At 58.5% G+C, this 16,671-nt stretch carries 14 protein-coding genes; 4 read left to right on the top strand and 10 right to left on the bottom strand.

Features of this window, described 5'->3' with window-relative positions; genetic code table 11:
- Positions 1-80 precede the first annotated feature (80 nt).
- From AD668_RS01435 to AD668_RS01425, 3 genes are read left to right on the top strand one after another with little or no spacing between them, the layout of a single operon-like run.
- Positions 81-1,256 carry an FAD-binding oxidoreductase gene (locus AD668_RS01435; protein WP_053153597.1) on the top strand — a complete coding sequence of 392 codons (1,176 nt, stop codon included), beginning with the start codon at positions 81-83 and terminating at the stop codon, positions 1,254-1,256.
- Positions 1,253-2,065, top strand: a complete 813-nt coding sequence (locus tag AD668_RS01430) for an aldo/keto reductase (RefSeq protein WP_053153594.1) — start codon at positions 1,253-1,255, stop codon at positions 2,063-2,065. Before AD668_RS01435 ends, AD668_RS01430 begins: the two co-directional genes overlap by 4 nt.
- Before the next feature lie 33 nt (positions 2,066-2,098).
- Positions 2,099-3,067, top strand: coding sequence for a hypothetical protein (locus AD668_RS01425; RefSeq protein WP_053153591.1), 969 nt, complete (start codon positions 2,099-2,101; stop codon positions 3,065-3,067).
- Positions 3,068-3,152: 85 nt separating this feature from the next.
- Here the strand turns inward: AD668_RS01425 and hldE are convergent, their stop codons facing one another.
- The 3 genes from hldE to AD668_RS01410 all read right to left on the bottom strand — a co-directional run bounded on the left by hldE (position 3,153) and on the right by AD668_RS01410 (position 7,741).
- A complete protein-coding gene (gene hldE / locus AD668_RS01420) occupies positions 3,153-4,577 on the bottom strand; it encodes a bifunctional D-glycero-beta-D-manno-heptose-7-phosphate kinase/D-glycero-beta-D-manno-heptose 1-phosphate adenylyltransferase HldE (RefSeq protein WP_053153588.1) in 1,425 nt (474 codons plus the stop codon).
- Positions 4,578-4,747: 170 nt separating this feature from the next.
- On the bottom strand, positions 4,748-6,553 hold the full coding sequence (msbA, locus tag AD668_RS01415; RefSeq protein WP_053153585.1) for a lipid A export permease/ATP-binding protein MsbA: 1,806 nt from the start codon (positions 6,551-6,553) through the stop codon (positions 4,748-4,750).
- Between the two features lie 15 nt (positions 6,554-6,568).
- Positions 6,569-7,741, bottom strand: a complete 1,173-nt coding sequence (locus AD668_RS01410) for an O-antigen ligase (protein WP_053153582.1) — start codon at positions 7,739-7,741, stop codon at positions 6,569-6,571.
- A 149-nt stretch (positions 7,742-7,890) separates the two neighbouring features.
- Here AD668_RS01410 and AD668_RS01405 point away from each other — a divergent pair, with 149 nt between their 5' ends.
- Entirely contained in the window at positions 7,891-8,457 is a 567-nt protein-coding gene (locus tag AD668_RS01405) for a toluene tolerance protein (protein WP_256220553.1), read from the top strand.
- Here the strand turns inward: AD668_RS01405 and AD668_RS01400 are convergent.
- The 7 genes from AD668_RS01400 to AD668_RS01370 form a co-directional block, all read right to left on the bottom strand.
- The gene (locus AD668_RS01400) at positions 8,452-9,546 is read right to left on the bottom strand and encodes a glycosyltransferase (protein WP_053153576.1); all 1,095 of its coding nucleotides are present in this window, start codon (positions 9,544-9,546) and stop codon (positions 8,452-8,454) included. The two genes, AD668_RS01405 and AD668_RS01400, sit on opposite strands and share 6 nt — an antisense overlap.
- Positions 9,547-9,749: 203 nt before the next feature.
- Positions 9,750-10,706 carry a glycosyltransferase gene (locus AD668_RS01395; protein ID WP_053153573.1) on the bottom strand — a complete coding sequence of 319 codons (957 nt, stop codon included), beginning with the start codon at positions 10,704-10,706 and terminating at the stop codon, positions 9,750-9,752.
- Between the two features lie 83 nt (positions 10,707-10,789).
- Positions 10,790-12,190, bottom strand: coding sequence for a PIG-L deacetylase family protein (locus tag AD668_RS01390; RefSeq protein WP_053154089.1), 1,401 nt, complete (start codon positions 12,188-12,190; stop codon positions 10,790-10,792).
- A gap of 8 nt (positions 12,191-12,198) precedes the next feature.
- Positions 12,199-13,095, bottom strand: coding sequence for an antimicrobial resistance protein Mig-14 (locus AD668_RS01385; protein WP_053153570.1), 897 nt, complete (start codon positions 13,093-13,095; stop codon positions 12,199-12,201).
- Entirely contained in the window at positions 13,095-14,225 is a 1,131-nt protein-coding gene (locus AD668_RS01380; RefSeq protein WP_053153567.1) for a glycosyltransferase, read from the bottom strand. Before AD668_RS01380 ends, AD668_RS01385 begins: the two co-directional genes overlap by 1 nt.
- On the bottom strand, positions 14,209-15,966 hold the full coding sequence (locus AD668_RS01375) for a carbamoyltransferase (RefSeq protein WP_053153564.1): 1,758 nt from the start codon (positions 15,964-15,966) through the stop codon (positions 14,209-14,211). Before AD668_RS01375 ends, AD668_RS01380 begins: the two co-directional genes overlap by 17 nt.
- A gap of 171 nt (positions 15,967-16,137) precedes the next feature.
- Entirely contained in the window at positions 16,138-16,467 is a 330-nt protein-coding gene (locus AD668_RS01370; protein WP_371259746.1) for a YceK/YidQ family lipoprotein, read from the bottom strand.
- Between the last annotated feature and the right edge of the window lie 204 nt (positions 16,468-16,671).

Genomic DNA, 16,671 nt, shown 5'->3' with positions numbered 1-16,671 from the left:
AAGCCGCCTCCTACAGGCTCACCTGCATCCTGAAGATGCCTTGTATACTGCGCCCTCGTCTTGAACACTGAGGTCGCCGAATGCCATCCGTTATTTCCACCGACGTTCTGATTGTCGGCGCTGGTGTCGCCGGCCTCTGGCTCAATGCGCGTCTTCGCCGCGAAGGTTTTTCGACCGTGCTAGTGGAGAACGCCAGCCTCGGCGGCGGGCAGAGCGTGAAGTCCCAGGGCATCATCCATGGTGGTGCCAAGTACGCCTTGCATGGCGCACTGACCGGTGCCTCGGAAGCCATCGCCGACATGCCGCGACGCTGGCGTGAAGCCCTGGCCGGTGACGGCGAACTGGACCTGTCCGGTGTGCGACTGCTGTCCGAAGCCCATTACCTCTGGTCCCCCGGCACGATCGCCGGCAACCTCACCAGTTTCTTTGCCAGCAAAGCCGTGCGCGGCCGCGTCGATCAGGTCAAGGGCGACCAGTTGCCGCCCGCCCTGCAAGACAAACGCTTCAAGGGCAAAGTCTATCGCCTGGCAGAACTGGTGATCGACGTGCCGAGTCTGATCCAGCGCCTGGCCGATCTGGCCGGTGACGGCTTGCTTGCCGGCCAGGCAGTCGAACCACTGCTGGATGGCGGCGTGCTGGTCGGCCTTAAAGTGGATGGGCGCGAAATCCGCGCCCAGCGCATCGTCCTGAGCGCGGGCGCCGGGACGGCAGCATTGCTTGAAACGCTGGGGTTGAGTCGACCCGCCATGCAGCGTCGGCCGCTGCACATGATCATCGCCAAAGGCCCGAGCCTCAAACCGCTGTATGCCCACTGCCTGGGCGGCGGCACCAAACCTCGCATCACCGTGACCACGCACCCGGCGGCGGATAGCCAATGGGTCTGGTACATGGGTGGCGATATCGCCGAAGCCGAGGGCGTGGCCCGAGAACCTGCCGAACAAATCGCCACAGCACAGAAAGAAATCGGCCAATTGCTACCGTGGATCGACCAGAGCACGGTGCAATGGGCGACTCTGCGCGTGGATCGCGCCGAGCCACTGCAATCGGGCCTCGTCCGACCCGACAACGCATTCGTGGCCGAAGAGGGGCGTTTGCTGGTGGGCTGGCCAACCAAACTGGCCCTGGCGCCGGACTTCGCCGACCGGGTGATCGCCAGCCTGACCCGCGACGGCATCCAGCCAAGCCATCCGGCACCGCTGCCTGAACTGCCAAAGCCGCCAATGGGTGTACCTGCCTGGGAGCAACTGCTGCCATGAGCCAACCGACATTGCACGACTTGCATCGCCCACTGGGCAGCACCGGCTTGCGGGTGTCGCCGCTGGGCTTGGGCACGGTGAAACTGGGTCGTGATCAAGGGGTGAAGTACCCCAATGGTTTCCAGATCCCCGGCGACGACGACGCGCGCATGTTGCTCAAGCTCGCCCGCGACATGGGTATCAATCTGATCGACACCGCCCCGGCCTATGGCCGCAGCGAAGAACGACTTGGCCCGTTGCTGCGCGGTCAACGTCAGGATTGGGTGATTGTCAGCAAGGTCGGTGAAGAATTTGCCGATGGTCAGTCGCGCCACGACTTCAGTGCCGCTCATACCCGGCTTTCCGTGGAGCGTAGCCTGCAACGTCTGGAAACGGATTTCATCGACCTGGTGCTGGTGCACTCCGACGGCAACGATCTGGCGATTCTCAACGACTGCGAGGTCTATGCGACCCTCGCCGCACTCAAGAAAGAAGGCAAGATTCGCGGCTTCGGCTTTTCCGGCAAAACCGTCGACGGTGGCTTGAAGGCACTGGAGCAAGGCGATTGCGCCATGGTCACCTACAATCTGAACGAACAAAACGAGAAGGCCGTGATTGACTATGCTGCTGCACACGGCAAAGCCATTCTGGTCAAAAAAGCCTTGGCCAGCGGTCATGTCTGCCTGAGCCCGGGTGTTGATCCGGTGCGCGCCAGTTTCGAGTTGTTGTTTGAACGTCCGGGCGTTGCCAGTGCTATTGTCGGGACCATCAATCCGCTGCACCTCGCCCATAACGTCGCGACCGTTGCCCAGGTCCTACGTAGCAACTGATGCCGCCCCACGCGGCCTTAAGCAGGAGCCGACATGCCGCGTACGCTCATAAGAAAGAACCCGAGCAACTTCAAGACCCTGCCGTTATTCGTCGAAGCGACCCCCGAAGGCCTGACTTACCAGAGCGTCGGGAGGCCGCTGAACTTCTCCCAGACCCTGCAACGCCGTCGCCCGGTGACGGTAGACAACAGTGAACGGTTTGCCCTGGAACTGGCCAATCTCGGGGTTTCGGTACGTCTGACACTGCATTGGCAGAATCGCGACTATTGGGTGCTGGTTCGCCAGCGCCGCCAGGATCGTGGGGACGTCGTGCTCAAGTTGATCTCTGGTTATGTGCCGGCTCATGAACTGAATCTGCCATTGCACACGGCAATTCAGGAGATTGCCGAGGAGTGCTTGCTGGAGACCCCGGAAGGCTGGCTTGGTGGACGCTTCAATGAAACCTGGCTGCCTGCGCCCTACTCCGCCGCCCTGCATTACCGGGAAGCCTTGCCGTTTCGCCTGACGCCCCTGTCCGGCTCGGCACGACCGGTGCGCTGCGCCAATCTGATGTTGATTGAACGGCCGCGGGCATATGTGCATTTACCGACAGCATCGCTGCAACTGATCTACGACTTGCGTCTGGACGTCCCCAAGGAAGCCAAATCCCTGAGCCTGTTTCACGTCGACGAAAGGCTGGAAGGTGATCAACTCGTCGCTCGCCTCGATCGCAAGCGCCCCGACCTGTACCTGATGCCCCTGAAGGATGGCCACCCCACGGCCGAACTCTATACCTTGAAAAAGGACCAGCTGTATCCAGCAAGCACACGCGGGCTGTATCTGGCCGAGAGTTTTGCCCGCCAGGAAGGTTGGCTGGTGAGGGATGAACGAATTCGCTGGAAGGATTGGGTGCGCCAGCAGGGTTTGACCCCGCCGAGCAAAGATTCAGGTCTGGCCCGGCTGCGCGGGAAAGCAAAATTGCTGTTGAAGAAAATCGTTCCGCGCAAAAAAGTCAGTTCCTGAAAGCAAAAAAACGCAGCCTGCGGCAGCCCCTACACAGGAATGCGTATCCCTGTAGGAGCTGCCGCAGGTTGCGATCTTTTAACCTTTATTCAGACTTGCGGATTTTCTCGACAATCGCCGTGGTCGAGCTGTTTTCCACCAACCCCAGCACCTTCACCGTACCGCCGTAAGCGGTCACGATGTCTGCACCGACCACTTGGTCGATCCCGTAATCGCCGCCCTTGACCAGCACGTCCGGCTTGACTGCGCTCAGCAGGTTTTCCGGGGTGCCTTCAGGAAAACTGATCACCCAATCCACTGCGCCCAGACCAGCCAATACCGCCATGCGTCGGTCGACACTGTTGATCGGACGACCCGGTCCTTTCAGGCGGCTGACTGAGGCATCATCGTTGATCGCAACGATCAGACGATCGCCTTGCGCCCGTGCCTGCTCAAGGTAGGTCACGTGGCCGGCATGCAGGATGTCGAAGCAACCGTTGGTAAATACAATCCGCTCGTTGTGCGCACGGGCATCGTCAACGGCCAGCAGCAGTTGCTCAAGCCCCAGAACACCGCGCTCGGAACCTTCTTCGCGCTGAATGGCACGACGCAATTCCGGCGCGCTGATGGCTGCCGTACCAAGTTTGCCGACGACAATGCCAGCCGCCAGGTTGGCGAGGGCCACCGCGTGAGGCAGTTCTTCACCTGCGGCGATCGCGGCCGCCAGGGTGGAAATCACCGTGTCACCGGCACCCGTCACGTCGAACACTTCACGGGCCCGGGCCGGCAGGTGCAGTGCCGGGTGATCCGGGCGTAACAAGGTCATGCCGTGTTCGCCACGGGTCACCAGCAAGGCGCCCAGATCCAGGTCGTGCATCAACTGCGCGCCCTTGTTCACCAGTTCATGCTCATCGGCACAACCACCGACGATAGTTTCGAACTCGCTGAGGTTCGGCGTGATCAGGCTTGCGCCACGATAGATCGAGAAATCCTTGCCCTTGGGATCGGCCAGGACCGGAATACCCCGGGCGCGAGCGGCCTGGATCAGCGCCTGATGGTTTTTCAGGGCGCCTTTACCGTAGTCGGACAGAACCAGCACCTTGATGCCTTCAAGCAATTCGTCGACCTGCGCAGATAATGCCAGAGCATCGGTGGCGAATGGTTCTTCGAAGTCAATCCGCAACAGTTGCTGGTGACGGCTCATGACCCGCAGCTTGACGATGGTCGGCTGGTGCGCAATGCGCTGGAAAATGGCGCGTACGCCTGCGCCCTGGAGGCTATTAACCAGGCTATTGGCGGCTTCATCGTCGCCAGTCACACCGACCAGCGAGGCCGGTGCGCCGAGGGCGGCAATGTTCAAGGCAACGTTGGCGGCACCGCCCGGGCGGTCCTCGATGTGATCGACCTTGACCACCGGTACCGGTGCCTCAGGAGAAATCCGTGAGGTACCACCATGCCAATAACGGTCGAGCATGACATCGCCGACCACCAAGACAGGGGCTTGATCGAATCGCGGCATGGACAACTTCATGGAGCAACCCACATACAGAATGAACAGGGGCGCGATATTAACACAGGGTTGGCGTCGGCTTGTGCGACGGCTGCAACGGGATGATTAGCAGGGCGTTAATGCTCATTTTTTGAGCAAAAAAAAGCGACGACCGACGACAGGGTGAGTCAGGCTCACCCTGTCGCTTCGCATCAGGCGATGTCTTCGGCCGGAGTGTCCAGACCCATGGCATGCAGGCGCGAATAGTAGCCGTTTTGGGCCAGCAACTGCGCGTGGGTGCCTCGCTCGACGATCTGGCCCTGATCCATCACCAGGATCAGGTCAGCTTTTTCGATGGTCGACAAACGGTGAGCGATGACCAGTGTGGTTCGCCCCTTCATGACCTGGTCCAGCGCGGCCTGAATGTGCCGCTCGGACTCGGTGTCGAGCGCCGAGGTCGCCTCGTCGAGGATCAGCAAAGGCGCATTTTTCAACAGCGCCCGGGCTATCGCCAGACGCTGGCGTTGGCCACCGGACAGCAGCACGCCATTTTCACCAACCTGGGTATCCAGGCCCTGGGGCATCTGGGAAATGAAGTCCATTGCAAATGCATCCGTAGCGGCCTTTTCAATGTCGGCACGGGGTGCACCGGCCAGGTCACCGTAAGCGATGTTGTTGGCAATGGTGTCGTTGAACAGGGTGACATGCTGTGTGACTTGCGCAACATGACGACGCAGATTACGCAGGCGATAGTCCTCGATCTCGACATCATCGAGCAGGATTTCTCCAACGTCGTGATGATAGAAACGTGGAATCAGGCTGGCCAGGGTCGACTTGCCGCTGCCAGAGCGACCGACCAACGCGACCATCTGTCCCGGCGCCGCCGAGAAGTTGATGTTCTTCAAGACTTCACGCTCGGTTCCCGGATACGTGAAGCAGAGGTTGCGTACTAGCAGGTGGCCGTTGACACGATCACGCTCAACCGTGCCGTTATCAATTTCCGGCTCAACGTCGAGTTGCTCGAAAATGCTCTCCGCCCCGGCAACGCCCTTCTGAATAGTCGAACTGACTTCCGACAGCTGCCTGATCGGTTTGGGCAACAGGCCGGCGGCGGTGATATAGGCCACCAGATCACCGGCCGTTGCGTCGCCACGCAGGAACAGCACCAGGAACATCAATACAGCCATGGCGGTGTAGATCACCAATTGCAGCATCGGCGTATAGACCGCACCCGTCTTGGTCATGCGCAATTGCTTGTCGGTATTGCCTTGGCTGGCAGCGGCAAAGCGTTGCTGCTCGTAATTTTCGCCACCGAAGCTACGAACTACGCGATAGCCCTGAATGGTCTCGGAAGCCACGTGAGTCACGTCGCCCATGGCCACCTGGATCTTTTTGCTCTGCTTGCGAAATTTCTTGCTGGTGTTACCCACCATGAATGCAATCAGCGGCAGGATTGCGAGCATCACAATGGTCAGCTTCCAGTTCATCCACAACAAATAGGCAAACAGGAAAACCACGGTCAAGCCTTCGCGGATCACCACTTTGATGGCGTCCGTGGCGGCGCCGGTCACCATCGTCACGTTGAACGTGATGCGCGAGATCAGATGCCCGGAGTTATGGGTGTCGAAGTAGCGGTTGGGTAGCACCAGCAACTTGTTGAACAACTCGACGCGCAAGTCATGCACCAATCCCAACGACACCCTCGCCAGGTAATAGTTACCCAGAAACGAGCCCAGGCCTTGCCATGCAGCAATCAGGATGATCAGCAGCGGCACGGCCATCAGCAACTGCAAATCCTTCAGGTAGGGGACCGTGGGAAAGAGCACCGCTTCGGGGTTGCTCAAGCCATCGACGAAATATTTGAGAATCCCGGCCAGCATCGGCTGTGTCGAGGCAAAGATCACGAAGCCGACGATACTCAGCAGGAAAAGACCGACGTAGGGTTTTACGTACCCCAGCAGCCGAAGATAGATTTTCAGGCTGGAATCCTGTCCCGCTTTAGGCGGTGCATCACTCATCGTAGAGCTCACTGATTAGGAAGAACGCGAAATTTTATCACAGGCGTCGGAACTGGCCCGCGCCCATACCAAAACACTGGCCAAACCTATGGGCAACCAGCTTATAAACCATTCTGGCCTTGGCGTACCGGACAAGCTGGCAGCGTCAAATTGCATTGCCAGCGTAGAAAACAGCCAGATTCCGATAATTCCCTTGGCATAACGCGTATCCCGGACTTTCCATGCCTCGTACAGCACTGCCAACCAAATCGCACACCACAACAGGAGCCCAGGTATTCCCAATTCAATGGTCACATGGGTAAACAAATTGTGCGTATGGTCAAAAACCTGACCCGACGTGAGCACCCGATAGTCGCCACCCAGCCCCAGGCCAAGCCATGGATGTTCAGCGATCATTTGCAGACTGGCGATCAGGATTTGCGGGCGATAAGACATACCGCGCGCCACGACGAAGGATTCGAAAAACCAGACTGCGAGCACGGCCACAATCAAGGCAGCTGCCGCGATGATGCGACTGCGTCGGTCACCGCACCACATCGGCATGGCAAGTACCGTGAAAAACAAAGCCACCCCCGCACCACGACTCTGACTGAGCATTACGAAGGCACAAAGCAAGCCTAACGCTGATACCCAGATCACTTGCAACCTGCCGGTATTGGGAGGCCAGAACACAAGCCAGACAGCCGCCAACCCAATGACATAGCCGCCCAGGATCGGATGAGATAACTCGCCAAGCCCCTCAAGGCGCGCAGCCCAAGCGTTTCCATCAATGCCATAAAACTTGATCATCGCCACCAACGCCGTCGCTGACAAGCCCACACCTGCCCATTGCATGGTCCGAATCACGCGCTCGGGTCGACCGTTGGCAAAAACCGAAAAAAACAGCACAAACACCACGATATAGAGCAATCGCTTGGCCTCGCGAAAAACGTCCGGGGCGTTTGTCCATGTGAGACTGATCAATGACCAGACCAGAAGTCCGAGCATCGGCAGGTAGACCCAGCGTTGCTCAAGGAACAACTCACGGAGCCGGGAGCGGGCAGACCAGGAAAACAATATCGCTGGCAACCACAGCAATGTGACCAACCCTTGTTGATAGATCTTGTTCGTAGGCGCAGCGGCGATGGCCAACAGGAACCACAACAAACCCATCGTCATCCATACTTGCGCCCAGCGTTTTTCTTGCATCAAATTACCCCTGTGAGAGTTCACCCACCCAACCTGGCATGGTTAAAGCTGAAACTTTTCGGCATCATTGCCCGCCACAGCGCCCCGCTTTTCCAACAAGGCTTTCTACGATGCAATGCTCCCCGCTTTCGCAAGCCACTCTAAATCAGATGATTGAAGGTGCCAGAGTACTTGAAGCCGACAGCTACGGGCCGAAAGTCTATCTGTTGCAGAATGGGAATATTCTCAAACTGTTCCGTCGCAAGCGCATTTTTTCTTCCGCGATGCTGCGCCCCTACTCGAAACGTTTCATCGACAATGCTGTCGAGTTGCAAAAACTTGGCGTGCCGACCCTGGAGGTCCTGCACTACCACAAACTGCAAACCCCGGGCATGACGGCGGTACTTTACCGACCTCTGCCTGGGGAAACCCTGCGCCAGATCGCCAGCAAGGAAGGCTTCACCTGGCAGCAGGCACTGCCAGACCTTGTGGGGCTGATACGAAGTCTTCATCAATCAGGGATCTACTTTCGGTCACTGCACCTAGGCAACATTGTAGTTACTCCAGACAAACGCATGGGCCTTATTGACGTGGCGGACATGCGCTTTCTGCGTGCGCCGCTACCCCGGCACTTGATCAGGCGCAACCTGCAGCACTTCGCTCGCTATATTGCACGCGAAAACCTGAACGACAGCTTTCCAATGAACGCACTCGAACAGGCATTGCTGCCGTCATGAGAGCAATGCCCGGGACGTCTGGCGGAAGCTCTGCCAGGCTTGATCCGGGGCAAGCTCCTGATACTGATCTGCTGCGATCGTCCTGGCCGAGACGTTGAACGCTCGCACGATAGCGTCGCGCCAGGCGTTCACATCCTCTACGGGCGCAAACCAGCCGCTATGGGCAAGTTGTTCACGAAATACTTCGAGGTCACTGGCCAGTACCGGGACACCCGCCATGACCGCTTCCTGCATGATCAGGCCCAGGCCTTCGCTCAGTGACGGCATCGCCACCCAGTCGAATGCTCGATAGAGCTGCGCCACATCACTCAGATGCCCCGTTAACAAGACGTTGTCGCGCAGGCCCAATGCCTCAATTCGAGCCTCCAGTTCGGCACGGACCACCCCCTCGCCAACAATCACCAGTTGCATATCGGGCCGTTCATGCAATGCCGCAGCAAAGGCATCGAGCAGGCAGCCAAAACCTTTTCCAGCGACCAGACGCCCCACGGCTCCCAGAACCGGTGTGTTATCCAGAGGCAGACCTAAACGGGCACGCGCTTGCTCGCGTGTAAGCAAGGCCGAACGAAAGGCAGCGGGATCGAAAGCACTACGCAGGGTCATGACCGGAAGTTGCAGATCCTGATTCAATGAAGTCGCCAGGGTTTGTGACACCGCGACCAATGTCATCCGGGTAGCCGGTAGCCGCCTGAAGAGCGCTCGATCAAACGCATTAAGCCGCGTCGAGCCATGGAAAATCACCACCGCGTGCAGATGTGGCATTTCCTCGACAACGGGTAACAGCGCGCGTGCGACACCCAGGCCATCAAGCAGTAGCACCCGCGCATCGCTGGCCTCGAGGGCACGCTGAAAACCGTAGTGCATCCAGGGCTGGGTCAGCCGCCAGAAATGTCGCCCCTTCAATCGGGCAGAGGACAATCCCCACTCACGGACCTTGCCGACGAACACGCCACATTCGGATGCATGCCCCTGAAGCAGCCACGTTTCAATCGAAGCCGCCGCCGGAGCTTGAGACAAAATCTGGTGGTGCACCTTATGAGTCGAGGCGAACGGTGCACCGCTTGCCCACATGACGTTGACGATACTCATAGGGAAAAAAGCCGGGACTGGGGATTCTTTAGACAAGCCGTATTGCGTTCAGTTGTTGGACCAACCACTTTTTCACCACTGCAACCGATAACTGGGGCGCACGATCGGCAACCCGATGCGATTTCGCTTTCTATGAAAAAAAGCCTCTGATTCCCAACAAGAACCAGAGGCCGCCAGCAATATCAATGGCCGGGCAACGCTTGTCAAATACCCAGCTTCGACCGGACCTTTTCCAACAGACTCAGCGGCGCACGAACTCGCAAAGGCGGATTGAGCGCCTCAACGATCTGCTGACCGATTCGCGCAAAACTGAACTGACTGACAGCCAGGTCTCGACCGTTTCGAGCGATACGCTCTGCCAGATCCGGATCGCTGCGCAATTTGCCCAGTTTTTCCCGAAGTTGAGCAATGTCCCGGTAGAAAACAATGTTGTGCATATCCCGCAGCCCCAGCGCCTGACTCTCCGGCTCTCCCTGGTCATAGGCCAGCAATACACAGCCGCAGGCCATGGCTTCGAAATTCTTGATCATGAACTCGCCCATGCCGACATCGGCGCTTACAAAAAAACGGATACGGTTGAGTGTGTCGCGGTATTCCTCACCGGATTTCGTACGGGTGACCACCAGGGGTTCGACGTCGGCAAGCTCATCGAGCAGGGCTTTGCGCCCGCTGTAGGCAACGCTGTTGGTGCTGCCGACAAAGGCCAGTTCGATATCCCGGTCTCGACCTTGATCCTCAAGCTGAGTCTGGTCGTAGCCCTTGGGAACGAACACCGCGTCGAATCCTTCGCCACGCAAACGCTCGGTGACCACGAAACCGGAACTGATGATTCGTGCCCACGGTAGCCGACGGTAGTGCGCGCTGAACTTACCGGTGTACTTGCAAGGAATGTAATTCTGGTAGGCATCGTGTTCGAGAATCACCAGATTGGGAATCGTGCGGATAAATCCGACCTGGCGAATTTCCTGCTTGAAACGCAGGAAAAACACGATTCGGTCATATTGCGATACATCGACTTCGCGGCGGAAATAACTGCGCAGGTTGCGCTGCTCATCGCTGCTCAGCCACCGTAGGTCGCACTCGCAATGAGCTGCCACGCCGTCATATAAACGGTCCAGGATGGCCCGCTGATCCTTCTGTACCAGAAATAGAACTTTCATCGTTTTCCTTGCCGCAACAGGCACACCCAGCAACACCTGACACCCTTCCCGCTCACAGCAGGTGTACTTCAGGCCCGTAAACTTTACAAATGCCAGAACAGCTCATGGCGGCGCACAGCTTTGCGAAAAAAATCATTTTCACCGTAAGGCGAACCGGAGCGCCCGGCTAACAACCGTTGCAGCGTGCGACGCAACCTTCGCTTGAGCGGGGCTCGAGGCTGCAGGTCATGCATCATTCCCAGCGCCATGGCCTTATCACGCTGCAGCGCCTGGGCCAGCAAAAGACAGAAGGGATGCATTGTCTGCGTCGAATCAAAGTTCGGCGCAAGCGCAACGCCAGCACCGGCATCACCCATGGGCCAGCGATCGTTGTCATGCAAGTGATTGGCGTATCCCAGTAGCGTCGGTTGCCATTGCAACCCATTCAAGGCTTCAAGGACGGCTGCATGTGCACAAATATGATCAGGGTGCGGATCGAGGGTCGGGTGCGGCAGCACAATCACCTCGGGCTGAGCCCGCAGCAGCAATTCTCGCAGGTCGGCCACCAGGTTGTTCCAGGTCGGCGCGCCATCGACATCACCCGGCAGCGCAAATGGATTCAACTGGCGAAACAGGCGAGTGTCACTCAGGTCCGCCTCGCGCGAGCCTGCCGGCTGAGTCGGCGAAGCTTGCATGGTCGCCAGTTGCAGACAGAAATAGCCAAGCTGCACGCAGCGTGCTTCGGGCACCCCCGCCCAACGCGGCACTGCAATGCTGTCCCAGGTTCGCAATCGGCCTTTCAGACGCGCAGCTTGGACCTTGTCCAATCCCATCTGCTGATAGTGTTCAGCTTCAATTTCACCGGCAGTCAGCGTGACGATCCAGGCTTCATCGGCCTGGCTGTACAAGCCGTAAGCCGCCAACTCCGCATCATCGGCATGGGGCGCGATGACCATCACCCGCTGACGACGGTAGTCGGGATGTTCGAAGGCCCACAGCACAGGCTCGCCGAGCAATCGGCAGAAACGCCCGCGCAGACGTAATTTACCTTGTGACAGTGTCTGCGCCTGACCACTGAGGTTCAGGTAACGCAAACCGTCCACACCACGTTCGAAAGCCTGTCGGTCTGGTTTATCTCCCCCGGCCAATTCGATCACCGGATCGAGGAACCGCCCCAACCATGTGCTTTTGATTCGCAACGCCAATACCAGCGTCGCATCGTCGACCAGCATGACACCATCGTCCAGCCGCAGCTGATCGCCGCTCAGGTGCACCTTTGGCTGTGGCGTGTAGGGTGGGAAGCTGTACTCATAATCGTCAGTGGGTGAGTAGAAAAGATGGTCGGCAAACCAGGCCTCGTGGGCGATCCAGCCCAGCACCGCGAGCATCAGCGGCACCCACCAGGCGACCAGCACACCGATAATAACCAGCAGCACCAGTGCACTGAGCAGAGCTATGCGCTTGTTGCGCCGGTGACGCTTGAGCAACTGTTGTTTGCGACTCATCACTTGGCTCATACGGTGAAGACCGGTACGGGGTTGCACCAGCGATCCTTGTATTCACGATCGGCACGACCGAAAGAAAAACGCAACGGCTTGTCCTGCGCGCGGGCATGTTCCCAGGCGCTTTGGGTATTGAGAAAACTCAACACGCTACCGGGACTGAACTCGCGGGTTTCAGGATCAACGCCGCCATTGATGTACTCGACACTGATCCACTGCGGCGTCTCGACGCGGTACACCAGCTGAATCGCGATCGGCGCATCGTTGAGAAAGATCACCGAACCGATCAGCAACTCACGCAACAACTCGATGACCTCGGCCATGCGTTCAGCACCTGTCGCTGGAAAGCCCCAACGGCGCTGGAACAGATCGCAATAGATCGCCCCCAGTTCACTGCTGGAAAACTCAGAAACCGGGCGCACCACGCCGCCCGCCTCTTCCAGCAATCGCAATTCACGGCGCTGGTTGTAGCGAAACTTCTTCGACAGTTCTTCGGGCGTGCGGGCCATCGCCAACTGCTCGGCCTGCAACTTGATGCCGGTGAAACGGCCCTCGTTCAGGGCCGACAAATAGCGCCCGCGATGGCGCAAAGGCACCTGAGCATCAGCCGCGGCGGGCAGAATGATCTCTGCATTCCCCAGATCGAACAGACCTTTCTTGCCGCGGCGCTTGAGCACGTCCTTGGACAAGGCCAGATCGCGTCCCCAGGTTGGAATGGCCGCCTTGACGTCGCCATCCTGCATCCAGGCGAGGTAGCGAACCGGGATGTCGGCCAGTTTTGCCAAACGCTCGACCACCATGGGGTGGGTCGCAACACTGCCGCCATAACGCTGCCAGGTTTGGGTATAAACCGAGGCGTCGACTACCGCCCAGCCACGTTCACGCCAGCCTTGAAATCGGTTGAGCATCAGCCCCTCTGTGCCAGTTCGGTAACATGCGGCAAGTGCCAGAAAGCGTCGCGTACCGCGCGGTCGGAGAATCGCTCGTACAGGCGCTCAAGCATCAACTCGGCGCATTGGCGATGTTGTTGCTCGTCCATTGCAGCCAGATGTTGCAGGCCTTGAGCCAAATGCTCGGCATCGCCCAGCGGGAACAGAATGCCCACGCCTTCAACCACTTCCTTCGCGCCACCACATGCGGTTGCAAGCAATGGCACTCCGGCAGACATTGCCTCCAACAGCACCATGCCGAACGGCTCGTGATCGGAACTCAGGGCAAACACATCGAAGGCACGAAAATAGCGACGTGCCTCGGGGACCTGACCAAGAAACAGCACTCGATCACCAATCCCGAGCTCACGGGCCTGCGCCTTGAGATCTTCCTCCAACCGCCCGGAACCGAGGATCACCAGTTGGCTGTTGGCTGGCAAGCCCGGCAGGGCTTTGGCAAAACCGTCCAGCAACGTGGCCTGATCCTTGTCCGGATGCAGGCGCCCGACGTTGCCGACAATCCAGGCGTCCGCCGCCAGGCCGAGAGTTTCCCGCGCTTCGGCGCCCAACACCTGGGTTGCCTGCAAAGTATCCACATCGATCCGGTTGTAGAGCGTACGAATCCGCGACGCCGGCCATTTCGGCAGGCAGCTGCGCATATCATCGCGCACGGCATCGGAGACGCCGAGCAAGCTCAGGCGCTTGCGAAAGAAATTCGCGAACAGCTTGCGGCTGCCACGCTTGTAATCGTCAAAAGCGTGGTGCACGCCTATCACCGGCAACGATGTGCCAAGCAAGGCGATGTAAACAGGTTTGAAGCGATGAGCGATGCAGAAACTGAAATTGCGCGAAGCGGCGATTTTACGCAGATCGCCGATGGCACCCAGCTTCAGGCCTCGAATGGCCTTGGAGCTGTACTCCATGAACAGCACTTCATCAGAGGCGCACCCCGCAGCGACTTCGGCATCGGCGACCCCGGTGAGAAACACCGTGGTCACGCGATAGCCGGTCCCCGCGAACAGGCTGGCGTACTGCCGGGCGCAGTCCAGAAACGGGCCGTCGTAGCCGTGACAGAACTGCAACACATGGCGTTCAGCCGAGCGTGTCATAGGCGTTTGCGCCCTCTTTAACCACCAGAATGTCTTCCATGATCAAATACTGTAGATCGGAACCGAAGAACATGTTCAACGCGTCCGTCGGCGAGCAGATCATTGGTTCGCCACGACGATTGAGCGAGGTGTTCAGCGACACGCCGTTACCGGTCAGCACTTCCAGCGCTTTCATCATGTCGTAGTAACGCGGGTTGTATTCGCGCTTGAGCACCTGGGCGCGGGAGGTACCGTCTTCGTGGACGACTTCCGGCACGCGGGTTTTCCACTCTTCCGCCACTTCGAAGGTGAACGTCATGAACGGGGCCGGGTGATCGATCTTGATCATCTGCGGTGCCACGGTGTCGAGCATCGACGGGCAGAAAGGCCTCCAGCGCTCGCGGAACTTGATCTGGTGATTGATGCGGTCAGCCACGCCCGCAATGCTCGGGCAACCGATGATCGAACGACCGCCCAGTGCACGCGGACCGAACTCCATGCGGCCCTGGAACCAGGCCACCGGGTTGCCATCGACCATGATTTTGGCGATCTGCTCGGGCATGTTGTCGAGCTTGCGCCAGTTCGGCTTGTCGACATGACGGGCGCAGGCTGCGATCACGTCTTCGTTGCTGTACGACGGGCCGAGGTAGACGTGTTCCATCTTCTCGACCGGGACGCCACGGGCGTGGGACACATAGGCGGCGGCGCCGACTGCGGTACCGGCATCGCCGGATGCAGGCTGCACAAACAGTTCTTTGACGTCGTCGCGGGCAATGATTTTCTGGTTGAGCTTGACGTTCAACGCACAGCCACCGGCGTAGGCCAGTTTGCCGGTTTCCTTGAGCACGTCGCCCAGGTAGTGGTCGATCATCTGCAGCGATATTTTTTCGAACAGCGCTTGAATGCTCGCGGCGTAGTGGATGTAAGGTTCATCGGCGATATCGCCTTCGCGCTTGGGACCCAGCCACTCGATCAGCTTCGGCGAGAAGTAGTAGCCCTTGCCTTTCTCTTTGTAGCGACGCAGGCCGATGACGTTGGCGTAGTCGGTGTTGATCACCAGCTCGCCGTTTTCGAACGAAGCCAGGCGCGAGAAATCGTATTTGCTGGCGTCGCCGTACGGCGCCATGCCCATGACCTTGAACTCACCATCGAGCATATCGAAACCGAGAAACTCGGTAATCGCGCCATACAGGCCGCCGAGGGAGTCCGGATCGAAGAATTCCTTGATCTTGTGGATCTTTCCGTTTTCGCCATAACCGAAGAAGGTCGTGGCGTACTCGCCCTTGCCGTCGATGCCCAGGATCGCGGTTTTCTCTTTGAAACCGGAGCAGTGATAAGCGCTGGAGGCGTGGGCCAGGTGGTGTTCGACCGGCTCGATCTTGATTTTCTTCGGATCAAAACCCAGTTGCTCCAGGCACCAGACGATCTTGTTGCGATAGCGCTTGTAGCGACGGTTGCCCATCAGGATCGCGTCGAGTGCACGGTCCGGGGCGTACCAGTAACGCTTGGCGTACTGCCAGCGGGCCTTGCCGAACAAGCTGATCGGGGCGAATGGAATCGCTACCACGTCAACGTCGGAAGGTTTGATACCGGCCTGCTCCAGGCAGAATTTTGCCGATTCGTAGGGCATGCGGTTCTTTGCATGTTTATCGCGTACGAAGCGCTCTTCTTCAGCGGCCGCGACCAGCTTGCCGTCGATATACAGGGCTGCGGAAGGATCATGGCTAAGGGCGCCGGACAGGCCAAGAATCGTCAATGCCACAGGGGTCTAGCCTCTTTAGTCTGCGTGCAGGCGCAAGCGCCTCAAAAATTAATGTGCCCTCGCAAGGGGCGAGAGACAGCTAAAGGGCGGGATTATAGCGTAAACGTGGAGGGAATGACCCTTTGCGAATTGCCCCAGGGTAATCGCCCTGCAGAAACATCTCCTGGCGGCTCAACTACCACCGGTGCGCCAGTAAATGCCGATATGACCATCCGCAAACTGACGGTAAATCGTATATGGCAGCGAAATCGTGTCAAACACGCCAGATAGTGGAAGATCCAGCAACAAGGCTGGCGCCATGATTCCACCGGGCTGGGGTGGCCCATTCAACATGCAGAAATCATAGGCCAGCCCGCTATAAACCCGCGGAATGGCCTGGCAGTAGGTTTTTTGCCTGCGCAAATCCTGAGCAACGTCGGCATCGCTCTGCAAGACGCTCATGACGGTGCCGCAGCCGGTCAAAACCCATGAAAAAACGCCCAGCGTCACAGCTTTTTTCATCGCCAACATCTTGCCCCCCGAGAATGTCAGACAAACTAGCATCGGGGCGATGTCAGCCACAGTTCATGGCGTCCCAGGATCGCGTAGGACGATTCATCAGAGTTTGTCTGCTTTATCGGTTGGCAATTGCGACGCCCTCGCGAGCAACCTCGCACCCCTATGCGATCCGATGCGAACACAAATTGTGCGCTCGACCCGGATCCT

Source organism: Pseudomonas sp. P1.8, from assembly GCF_001269805.1.
GTDB lineage: Bacteria > Pseudomonadota > Gammaproteobacteria > Pseudomonadales > Pseudomonadaceae > Aquipseudomonas.
The sequence above is the reverse complement of the archived record's forward strand: the minus strand, read 5'-3'. Positions and strand labels throughout refer to the sequence as shown.

Bases quoted from the DNA above. Each gene is read 5' to 3' on its own strand.
- AD668_RS01435 (WP_053153597.1), top strand. From the start codon at position 81: ATGCCATCCGTTATTTCCACCGACGTTCTGATTGTCGGCGCTGGTGTC.
- AD668_RS01430 (WP_053153594.1), top strand. From the start codon at position 1,253: ATGAGCCAACCGACATTGCACGACTTGCATCGCCCACTGGGCAGCACC.
- AD668_RS01425 (WP_053153591.1), top strand. From the start codon at position 2,099: ATGCCGCGTACGCTCATAAGAAAGAACCCGAGCAACTTCAAGACCCTG.
- hldE (WP_053153588.1), bottom strand. From the start codon at position 4,577: ATGAAGTTGTCCATGCCGCGATTCGATCAAGCCCCTGTCTTGGTGGTC.
- msbA (WP_053153585.1), bottom strand. From the start codon at position 6,553: ATGAGTGATGCACCGCCTAAAGCGGGACAGGATTCCAGCCTGAAAATC.
- AD668_RS01410 (WP_053153582.1), bottom strand. From the start codon at position 7,741: ATGCAAGAAAAACGCTGGGCGCAAGTATGGATGACGATGGGTTTGTTG.
- AD668_RS01405 (WP_256220553.1), top strand. From the start codon at position 7,891: ATGATTGAAGGTGCCAGAGTACTTGAAGCCGACAGCTACGGGCCGAAA.
- AD668_RS01400 (WP_053153576.1), bottom strand. From the start codon at position 9,546: ATGAGTATCGTCAACGTCATGTGGGCAAGCGGTGCACCGTTCGCCTCG.
- AD668_RS01395 (WP_053153573.1), bottom strand. From the start codon at position 10,706: ATGAAAGTTCTATTTCTGGTACAGAAGGATCAGCGGGCCATCCTGGAC.
- AD668_RS01390 (WP_053154089.1), bottom strand. From the start codon at position 12,190: ATGAGTCGCAAACAACAGTTGCTCAAGCGTCACCGGCGCAACAAGCGC.
- AD668_RS01385 (WP_053153570.1), bottom strand. From the start codon at position 13,095: ATGCTCAACCGATTTCAAGGCTGGCGTGAACGTGGCTGGGCGGTAGTC.
- AD668_RS01380 (WP_053153567.1), bottom strand. From the start codon at position 14,225: ATGACACGCTCGGCTGAACGCCATGTGTTGCAGTTCTGTCACGGCTAC.
- AD668_RS01370 (WP_371259746.1), bottom strand. From the start codon at position 16,467: ATGAAAAAAGCTGTGACGCTGGGCGTTTTTTCATGGGTTTTGACCGGC.